The sequence below is a fragment of the Streptomyces sp. BR123 genome (genome assembly GCF_013401435.1).
GTDB lineage: Bacteria > Actinomycetota > Actinomycetes > Streptomycetales > Streptomycetaceae > Streptomyces.
Window position 1 is genome coordinate 1 of record NZ_JACBGN010000275.1, and the last position, 9439, is coordinate 9439.

At 75.2% G+C, this 9439-nt stretch carries 6 protein-coding genes and 1 pseudogene; 3 read left to right on the top strand and 4 right to left on the bottom strand.

The features are described from left to right. On the top strand, positions 1-573 hold a 573-nt coding region (locus tag HYE82_RS29450), incomplete at its 5' end, for a class I SAM-dependent methyltransferase (RefSeq protein WP_179177233.1). Between the two features lie 157 nt (positions 574-730). Beyond that, a complete protein-coding gene (locus tag HYE82_RS29455; protein ID WP_179177234.1) occupies positions 731-2140 on the top strand; it encodes a GH1 family beta-glucosidase in 1410 nt (469 codons plus the stop codon). A 313-nt stretch (positions 2141-2453) separates the two neighbouring features. On the opposite strand, the gene HYE82_RS29460 is transcribed toward HYE82_RS29455, so the two are convergent. Continuing rightward, positions 2454-3665, bottom strand: coding sequence for an MFS transporter (locus HYE82_RS29460; protein ID WP_256987871.1), 1212 nt, complete (start codon positions 3663-3665; stop codon positions 2454-2456). A gap of 648 nt (positions 3666-4313) precedes the next feature. Between HYE82_RS29460 and HYE82_RS29465 the strand changes: the two genes are divergently transcribed. Beyond that, entirely contained in the window at positions 4314-5597 is a 1284-nt protein-coding gene (locus HYE82_RS29465) for a pyroglutamyl peptidase (RefSeq protein ID WP_179177235.1), read from the top strand. 148 nt (positions 5598-5745) lie between these two features. Here HYE82_RS29465 and HYE82_RS29470 read toward each other — a convergent pair whose 3' ends face one another. From HYE82_RS29470 to HYE82_RS29480, 3 genes and pseudogenes are all read right to left on the bottom strand, one after another. Continuing rightward, entirely contained in the window at positions 5746-6618 is an 873-nt protein-coding gene (locus HYE82_RS29470) for a calcium-binding protein (protein ID WP_179177236.1), read from the bottom strand. Between the two features lie 358 nt (positions 6619-6976). Next, positions 6977-7621 (bottom strand): annotated as a pseudogene (locus HYE82_RS29475) (IclR family transcriptional regulator C-terminal domain-containing protein); the annotation flags it as partial. 425 nt (positions 7622-8046) lie between these two features. Continuing rightward, positions 8047-9369, bottom strand: a complete 1323-nt coding sequence (locus HYE82_RS29480) for an MFS transporter (RefSeq protein WP_309144486.1) — start codon at positions 9367-9369, stop codon at positions 8047-8049. Positions 9370-9439: the final 70 nt, after the last annotated feature.

The window sequence follows — 9439 nt, forward strand, 5'->3', positions numbered from 1 at the left end:
CGGGTGGTGGGCGTGGACACCTCCCCCGAGATGCTGGCGCCGGCCCGGAGCGGGGCGGGGGCGGTCGCCGAGTTCCACCTCGTCGAGGGCGGCCGGGCGACCGGCCTCCCGGACGAGTACGCGGACGCGGTGATGTGCCCTCACGTCCTCGCCTCGCTGCCCACCGAGGAGGCGGTGCCGGCGGTGTTCACCGAGATCCGCCGGCTGCTGCGGCCGGGGGCTCCGCTGGTGCTGCTGAGCACCGACCCCGACTGCACCGGCTCGGACTACGCGTCGCTGCGGATCGGCGGCGGCGGGAGGGCGCCCCTGGCTCCGTACCGTCCGGGTGAGGATCTGGTGGTACGGCTACGGCGCACCGACGGGTCCTGGCAGGAGGTACGCAACCACGCCTGGCCCGTGGCCGTGCTGCCGGCCCTGGTGGAGCGCTGCGACTTCGGGGACCGGGTGCAGGAGCGGCCGACGGTGGACGAGGCGCTCGGCCTCGCCGACCCGGCCCTGGTGCGGGTGCACGACTGGGCGGCCGAACGGGCCAGGCCGCCGCTGGTGGTGACCCGCGCCGACGCAAAGAACTGAGGATTGTTCACTTTCCATTGACACGGCGGCCTCCGGGGCCCAACAGTGCGGTGGACACAGCGCACCGCCCGCACGGCACCGCGCGGCACACGCACTGCGCTCCACCTGCACCTGCACCTGCACCTGTACTTGCACCCGGCGACCGAAGTGAGCCCGCATGACCGCGCCCGCGCCCGTCCCCGCACCCCTTCCCGGCCGTCCCGGTCTCCCCGCCTTTCCCGCGGACTTCCTGTGGGGGGTCTCCGCCTCCGCCTTCCAGATCGAGGGATCCGTCTCGGCCGACGGCCGGGGGCCGTCCTCCTGGGACGCCTTCACCAGGGAACCGGGAAGGATCAAGGACGGCTCGCACGCCGACACCGCCACCGACCACTACCGCCGCTACCGCGAGGACGTGGCCCTGATGGCCGGTCTCGGCGTCGGCGCCTACCGGTTCTCGGTCTCCTGGTCACGGGTGCTGCCGGACGGCCACGGCCCGGTCAACCCGCGCGGGCTGGACTTCTACGACCGGCTCGTCGACGAGCTGTGCGCCCGCGGCATCGCGCCCGTGCCCACCCTCTTCCACTGGGACACCCCGCTCGCCCTGGAGGAACGCGGCGGTTGGCTCGAACGGGACACCGCCGAGCGGTTCGCCGCGTACGCCTCGGTGGTCGCGGAGCGCCTCACGGACCGCGTGCCCATGTGGATCACCATCAACGAGCCCGCCGAGGTCACCCTCCTCGGCTACGGCCTCGGGGAGCACGCCCCGGGCCGGCGGCTCGTCTTCGACGCCCTGCCCGCGGCCCACCACCAACTGCTGGCTCACGGCCTCGGCGTCCAGGCCCTGCGCGCCGCCGGTGCCCGCCGGATCGGGGTGGCCGCCTCGCACAGCCCCGTGTGGACCGCGGGCGACACCGACGCCGACCGCGCGGCCGCCGATCTGTACGACCTGCTCACGAACCGCCTCTTCGCCGACCCCGTCCTGACCGGCGCCTACCCGGACGAGGGGCTGGCCGCACTGCTGCCGGGGCCGGTGGCGGAGGACCTCCGGACGATCTCGGCCCCGCTGGACTGGTACGGCGTCAACTACTACACCCCCATGCTCGTCGGTGCCCCGGAGCCGGGCGGCGCCGCCACCGCCTTCGGCGGGATCGGCATCCCCGCTGACCTGCCCTTCGGGATCCGGCAGCTCGACGGGTACGAGAAGACCGACTTCGGCTGGCCGGTGGTCCCGGACGGCCTGCGCGAACTGCTCGTGGGCCTGCGCGAGCGCTACGGCGACCGGCTGCCACCGCTCTACATCACCGAGAACGGCTGCTCGTACGGCGACCGACCCGACCCCGTCACGGGGCGCGTGGCGGACGCACGGCGGATCGCGTACCACGAGGGGCACCTACGGGCCCTGCACCGGGCGATGGAGCAGGGCGTCGACGTCCGCGGCTACTTCATCTGGTCGATCCTCGACAACTTCGAGTGGGCGGAGGGGTACCGACAGCGGTTCGGCCTCGTCCACGTGGACTACGAGACGCTGGAGCGGACCCCCAAGGACTCGTACGCCTGGTACCGCGAGGTGATCAAGACCGGCAGATGACCGCCGCCGCCCCGGAGTCCCGGGCCGGCGGGGCCGGCAGGGCAGCACGGGGACGGGGCGGAGGTGAAGTCGAACCCCGGTCGGGGGGCGGGTGGATGGCGTGACCGCCTTCCGCGGCGTCTGCTCGGGGCCTGGCGGGGCCTCTCGCCGGAAGCGGGGCCTGCGGCGAGAGGCCCGGACGGTTCGGACGGTTCGGACGGGCCGTCAACCGGCGGAGCCCGGCGGCACCGTGCTGTCCCGGATGCCGGTCGGCGCCCGCCACCCGCAACGCCCGGACATGTCGAGGGTCTCCCCTTCGACCGGCTGGCGACCATCAGGCCCGGACGACGCTGCGGACCCGGGTGGCGGTGAAGACCGCGGCGGCCACGGCGACCGCGGTGAGTGCTGCCAGCCCGGCCGCGTAGGAGTGGTAGCTGCCGTACAGGGCGCCCATCGCCAGCGGCGGGACGAAACCTCCGAGGCCGCCGGCCGCCCCCACCACACCGGTGACGGAGCCGACCCGGTTCGTCGGCGCGACCAGGGCGACCAGGGCGAACGTCGCTCCGCTGCCGGTGCCCAGGGCCGCGGCCATGGTCAGGAACGCCACCGTGCCGAACGGGGCCAGCGGCGGGGTGAAACCCTGCAGCAGGGCTGCGACCGCGACGACGCCCAGCGCCCAGCTCAGCACCCGCACGGGGCTCGTCCGGTCCGACAGCCAGCCGCCGACCGGCCGCATCAGCACGGCCAGCAGGACGAACCCGGCCATCCGGTTCGCGGCGTCGGCCGGCTGGAGTCCGTAGGCGGTCTTGAGGTAGGTCGGAAGGTAGACGGAGAAGGCGACGTAGCCGCCGAAGGCGACGGCGTACAGCGCCGAGGCCTGCCAGGTGGCGCGCAGTCGGAGCGCACCGCCGAGGCGGCGGGCCAGCGGCTCGGTGGGCACCGTCCGTCCCGGAGCGTCGCGCAGCAGGGCCAGCGCGACCACCGCGTACACGGCGAGCACGATCGCGGTGACCACGAAGGGGGCCGCGACCCCGTGGCTCTTGGCCAGGTTCACCGTGGTCAGCGCGCTGATCGCAGTGCCGCCCATGCCGGCCCCGAAGACGCCGATGGCCGTGCCGCGCCGCTCCGGGGGGAACCAGCCGTTGACGAAGGGGACGCCGATGGCGAAGGACGTACCGCCGATACCGAGGAAGAACCCGCCGATGAGCAGCTCCGGCAGCGACGAGTGCCCGACGAGGCCGAGGTACAGCACCGGCACGATCGTGGCTGCGGACACCAGCGGGAACATCACCCGGCCGCCGTACCGGTCGGTGAGCGCGCCCACCGGGATACGGCCCAGGGAGCCGACGATCACGGGGACGGCGACCAGCAGTGACTGCTGGAACGTACTGAGGCCGAGGGAGTCCTTGAACCGCGTGCCGAGCGGGCTGATCAGCGCCCAGGCCCAGAAGTTGAGGGCGAAGCCGAAAGTGGCCAGGGTCAGCATCAGCGTTCGCTGCCCGGAGGTCGGCGCGGCGGGTCTGGTCCCGGTCGGGCGGGTGTCCATGGTGGGCTCTCCGTTTCTCCGATGAGCGCGACGGTGTGTGGGAGGGCGTGTGGGCGTGGGAGTGGGACGATCACGGCCGACAGGGCGGGCCGGCTGCCCGACGACCTGCAGCACTGCACCGCACGCGTGCGCGAAGCGCGGCGGGGACCAGAGCCCGATCCCGCCCGTCACTTCGCCTCCACGGGGCCGCGCGCCCGGATCCGGCGGGGCGCCGGGTCGGGTCGAGGCGGGCAGAGGCGGGTCGGTTCGGGTCGTACATGCAGGTCACCTCCGGTTCGATCAGGCATCAGCCTGCTGCGTCCGCAGGGGTGCGAGGCCGTCCCGAGGGTCCTGGTCCCGGGGACCGGGAGCCCCGATTCCGACCGGGACAACCAGGCCCGCCGGCGGGGGATCAGGGACCTTCGGCCCCCGCTCGGGGAGACGGGCGCCGGCTGTCGCTCGGCTCGGGGCAGGATGAGACGACCGGCTCGACACCGGCCGACGGGCGCTACGAGGCCTTCGGCCCCTCCGAACCGGCCTCACCGCCGGGCGAGGGACGATTCGCCGGCCGGGCCTCCCCCGACGTCCGTCCCGAATCCGCCGGCGGTGTCCCCAGAGGGCCGAGGGGTGACTGTCGGGGGCCGTGAGGGCTTTGTAATGTCACATCGCATGATGTCCTTACGGCGCGCCGCGTCCGCCGCGGCCCTCCTCGCCACCGTCCTGTCCGCGGCCGTCGCCGCTCCCGCCCCCGCCCACGCGGACGACGGCTCCGCCGCCTGCCGCCCGCCGTCCGCCGCGGCGCCCGACCCGGAGCAGGCCCGCCTCGCGGATCCCCGTACCGCCGCACTCGTCGGCCGCGGCGGACTCGGCGACTTCACGCGCCGCTTCCCCGCCGCCCTGTGCAGCACCCGCAACCCCGCCGAAGCCGCCCGGCTCCTCGACTCCTGGGGCACCGCGCTCTGGCAGGCCGCCGTCCAGCGCGCCCAGGGCCGGCGCCCCGGCGGCGACCTCCCCGCGGGCGACGACCGGCCGCTGTACTGGGCCCGCCTCGCCATGACGAGCGAACTCGCACGCTGGCAGCCCTCGTTCACCGTCGACCGCGCCGCCCTGCGGACCCGCTTCGAGGACGCCTCGCGCGGCCTGAAGGACAACGCCTTCCGCCCCGCCCCCGGCGTACGCCGCGTCTTCGTCAGCGGCTTCGACCCCTTCGGCCTCGACGCGGAGATCCGCCGCGCCAACCCCTCCGGCTCCGCCGTCCTGCGGCTCAACGGGCGCCGCATCACCCTCGCCGACGGCACCGCCGCCGAGGTCCGCGCCGTCGTACTCCCCGTGCGGTACGCGGACTTCGACGCCGGCATCGTCGAGCGCGCCTTCGCCCCGCGGCTGGCCGGCGGGCCCGCATCTGCGGACATCATCACCACGGTCAGCCAGGGCTATCCCGGGATCTTCACCCTGGAGGCCTGGGCCGGCCGCTCCCGCTCCGCGGACCCGTACCCCGACAATGCGCGCGCCCTCTCCGGCGGCACGCGCGAGCACCCGGTGACCGCGCCCGGCCTCGGCGCGGGCCCGGAGTTCATCCGCACCACCCTGCCGGCCGACGCGGTCACCGCCGCCGTGCAGACACCGTTCCCGGTGCGCCTGAACAACGCGGTCACCGAGATACCGGCGGGTGGCACCGCCCCCGTCGACCGGACCGACGGTCCGACGACGGGCTCGCGGGCCGTCGCGGGCGGCGGGGGCGGCTACCTCTCCAACGAGGTGGCGTACCGCTCCAACCGGCTGCGCGGCGAACTCGCCCCGCACCGGCCCGGCGGCCACCTGCACACGCCGGTGCTGACGGGCCTCCCGGCCGACCCGCAGGCGCTGACCGGGCCCGAGTTCGAGCAGAACGAGGACGCGATCGCCGCGGAGGTCCGGGCCGTCCTCGAACACGCCGCCACCGTACGGTCGTAGCCGGCGCCGCCACCGCCGGGGGGCCGCCGCGAGGAGGAGGCCCCGCCGGGCCGGTCGGCCGGGCGGGGCCTCGATCAGTCCGGAAGGGGTCCTTCCTGATCGCCCTCAGGGGAGAAGAGCAGTGGGATCGGTCCGTCAGCGGGCTGCACTACGGCACGTTGCTCGTGGTCTCGCAGGCAAGGGAGATGTCGGAGCCGCCCTTGCCGTCGCAGGAGTCCGTCGCGGCGTCGCCGCCGTCCATGACGTCGTTGCCGCCCGTGGCCTTGTCCGCCGCGCTGTCGCCGGGCGCCGCCGGGGGCGCGGGAGTGGCCGCGGGCTTCGGGCGCGAGGCGGAGGGCTTGCCGGCGTCCTCGCGGCCGCGGGCGCTGTGGCCGGAGTTGCCGTCGCCGATGATGGCGTCCGTGCCCGCACCGCCCGTGAGGACGTCGTTGCCGGCGCCGGTCGCCGTGGCCTCGGCGGAGGAGTCGCCGGTGATGTTGTCGTCGCCGGCGCCGCCGTCGACGATGTCGTTGCCGCCGCCGGAGGCGTTGATGCCGCCCCGGCTGTCGCCGACCAGGTGGTCGTTGCCGTCCCCGCCGAAGACCATGTCGTTGCCGCCGCCCGTGGCGCTGCCGCCGAAGGAGATGCTGTCGCCTCCGACGCGGTCGTCGCCCGCGCCGCCGAAGACGATGTCGTTGCCGCCGCCGTCCACGCTCGCCCTCGTGCCGATCAGGTCGCCGCGCACGAGGTCGTTGCCGTCGCCGCCGTCCACCTGGTCGTTGCCGAGGCCGCCGGCGATCGAGTCGTTCCCGGCGAGGCCGCAGATCACGTCGTCGCCGCCCTTGCCGTCGATGGTGTCGACCTCCGCCGACCCGACGATGACGTCGTTGCCCTCCGTTCCGTTGATCGTCCCGGAGCCGGTGATCGTCGCGACCCGCCCGAAGCAGCTCGCCTCCTTCGGGGCGTCGGCGGCCGCCGTCGGGAATCCGAGGGAGAGCAGCGCTGCCGCCGCCAGGATCAGTTGGGACTTGCGGCCGGGCATACGGACCTCCGGTGGTCGCGGGGCGGAAGGACAGCCAACGTCGAACGCCGAGGACGATATGAACCGGATCCGCCGGAATCAATCACATAGTGGGACGTTGGGGTGCTTTACCTTCGATCGGCCCCACGGCGGGTGCAGGCTGTCCCCTGAGGGGCACCCGCCGTGTCCGGCGGCGGGCCCGTCACACCCCCGAGGGGCACCGGCCGGCTCTGTCGACGCCGTCCGCTCCGTGACGGCACGCCCCCGGGCCCTGTCCCCGGCCCGGGGCCGTCTCCGATGCGGTCCGCTGCTGTGGCGGCGCGCCTCCGGAGACGATGAGGGCGAAGAGGACCGCGGCCGCCTCGCTCTGCGGGATCCCGGCCGCCTGTCGCAGGCGCCGCGGTTCGGGGGCCGGCATCGACAGGGCCAGGCACTCCGCGTCGGGGCCGGCCGTGATCGGCACCACCGCGCACACCGTGCCGATGGCGTACTCCTGCAGGTCCAGCAGCGGTTCGTGCGGCAGCCGGGCGTCGAGCTCGCGGAACAGGTCCCGCTCACTGGTCAGGGTGTGCGGGGTGAACCGGTCGAGCCGGTGCCGGGCCAGGTGGTCCCTGCGGTCCGCGTACGGGAGCTGGGTCAGCAGCGCCTTGCCGACCGCCGAGGCGTGCGCCGCCGCGCGGAAGTCGACCCATTCCACCACGGGCGGCGTACTGGGCGAGTCCGCGTGCTGGGTGATGGCGACCTCGCCGTCCGCGTACCGGGCGACGTAGACGGCCGCGCCCACCGCGTCGCGGACCCGGGCCAGGGTCTCGCGCAGCGTGTCCGGCCCGTCCGCGCCCCCGCTCAGGGCGAAGGCGGACCCCGCCGCGTACGCGCCCGGGCCGACCGGGGTGGCCAGGTCCGCCCGCACCAGCCGCTCCATGACCCGGGCCAGGACCAGCCCCGGCAGCCGCGTCAGCCGGGCGATCTGGGCCAGGCTCACCCCGCCGGAGAACCTCCCGACCACCTCCAGGACGCGCAGCACCTGGTGTACGGCCTCCGGTGCGGCCGGAGTCTGCCACGCGTCCCGGGCCCGGCGCGGGCCGGGCCTTGCCTGCAGGGGCCGCCGGGGTTCCGGCGCCCGGGCGTTGGCCGCCTGCGCCAGGCGGGCGGTGTCGAGCCGGGCGTGCCGGGCCACGGCGACCGCGAGCTGCGGGCCGGGGAGGAACACCTCGCCCAGGTCCGGGTCCTGCTCGGGCACCAGCCCGGCGAGGGCCCGCCGCAGCCGGGCGGCCGGCCGCCGGCGGGGCCCGCCCGGACGGCCCGGCGCGGGCAGGGCGGTGAGGTCCTGGGTGGTGAGGGGCGGGGAGGTCCAGATCACGAATGGCGCATCCAGAGCGGTACGCGCCCCCTTGTATCCGGCATGCGCCGGTCCGGGCGGGCCGGGCGCAAGCCGCGCGGCCGGACGGGTCAGGCCGGGGGGCCGCTCTCCTGCGCCCCGGCCGCCGGGCCGGCCCCCGCCGCCTCACGGGCCTCGCGGCGGCGCCGGGCGTCCCGGTCGGTGTCGGCGTCGTACGTCACCAGGGCGGGCAGGAGGGCGCAGAGCGCGGCCACCGCGCCCATGCACAGCAGTCCGCCGCCCCAGAACGCCGGGCGGGTGCCGGTCCAGCCGGCCATGGTTCCGGCGCGGACCTGGCCGAGCTGCGGGCCCACGCTGTACGAGAGCACCTCGATGCCGGCCAGCCGGCCGCGCAGTTCCTCGGGGATGGTCTGGTTCCAGATCGTCGCCCGGCCGAGCCCGCTGAGCATGTCGCCGGCGCCCGCGACCGCCAGGCACAGCAGCACGACCCGAATGTCGGTGAACCAGCCGGCGCCCACGACGGCCGCGCCCCAGACCGCGGCCCCGCACACCACGAACAGGCCGTGCCGACGCACGCGCGAGGTCCAGCCGCTGGTGACGCCGAGCACGAGCGAGCCCACCGCGCCCGCGGAGTACATCAGGCCCAGCGCCCACACGGCGTCGAGCTCGTCGGCGAGGAAGGGGAAGAGCGTGTTGGGGAAGGCGAAGAACATCGCCGCGAGGTCCACCGCGTAGGTTCCCAGCAGAACCGGCCGGCTCCACGCGTACCGGGCGCCCTCGGCGATCCCGCGCAGCGAGGGCCTTTCCGCGCCGGGCGCGGGCGGTGCCGGGGACAGCCGCGTGCACAGGACGACGGAGACGGCGAACCCGGCCACGGTGACGGCGTACGCGCAGGCGTACCCGGCATAGGCGACCACCAGGCCGGCGACGGCCGGTCCGCCGATCGCGCCGATCTGGTAGCGCAGTGCGTTGAGCGCCGCGGCCGCGGTCATCTGCTCGTGCGGCACGATCCGGGCCAGCAGCGAGTCCAGGGCCGGCCGCTGCAGCCCGGACAGTGCCGACACGCCGGCCGCGACCACGTACAGGGGCCACAGCAGCGGATCCGGCAGCAGGGCGTTGACCAGCAGGCACAGGGCCAGGATGCCGAGCCCCGCCTCGCTCAGCAGGATCAGCCGCCGCCGGTCCAGGGCGTCGGCGAGCGCCCCTCCGTACAGTCCGAAGACGACCAGCGGTACCAGTTCCACCGCTCCCATCGCGCCGACCGCGAGCGGGGAGTCCGTCAGCTCCTTGATCTGCAGGGGCAGGGCGACCATCGCCATGAAGGAGCCGAAGAAGGTGATCGCGCCCTGGAAGAAGAGGGTGCGGAAGTCGCGGCTGGAGCGCCACGGCGAGAGATCGGGCAGGAGGTCTGCGAGGCGGCGGGGGCTACTCACAACGGCTCATGGTCGGTGAGGGCCGCGGCGGGCGGCAAAGCATTTTTCCGCCCGCCGGCCCCGCCGGCCC

Coding starts and splice junctions, on each gene's coding strand:
- HYE82_RS29460 (WP_256987871.1), bottom strand. CDS start 3,665: ATGGACACCCGCCCGACCGGGACCAGACCCGCCGCGCCGACCTCCGGG.
- HYE82_RS29465 (WP_179177235.1), top strand. CDS start 4,314: ATGATGTCCTTACGGCGCGCCGCGTCCGCCGCGGCCCTCCTCGCCACC.
- HYE82_RS29470 (WP_179177236.1), bottom strand. CDS start 6,618: ATGCCCGGCCGCAAGTCCCAACTGATCCTGGCGGCGGCAGCGCTGCTC.
- HYE82_RS29455 (WP_179177234.1), top strand. CDS start 731: ATGACCGCGCCCGCGCCCGTCCCCGCACCCCTTCCCGGCCGTCCCGGT.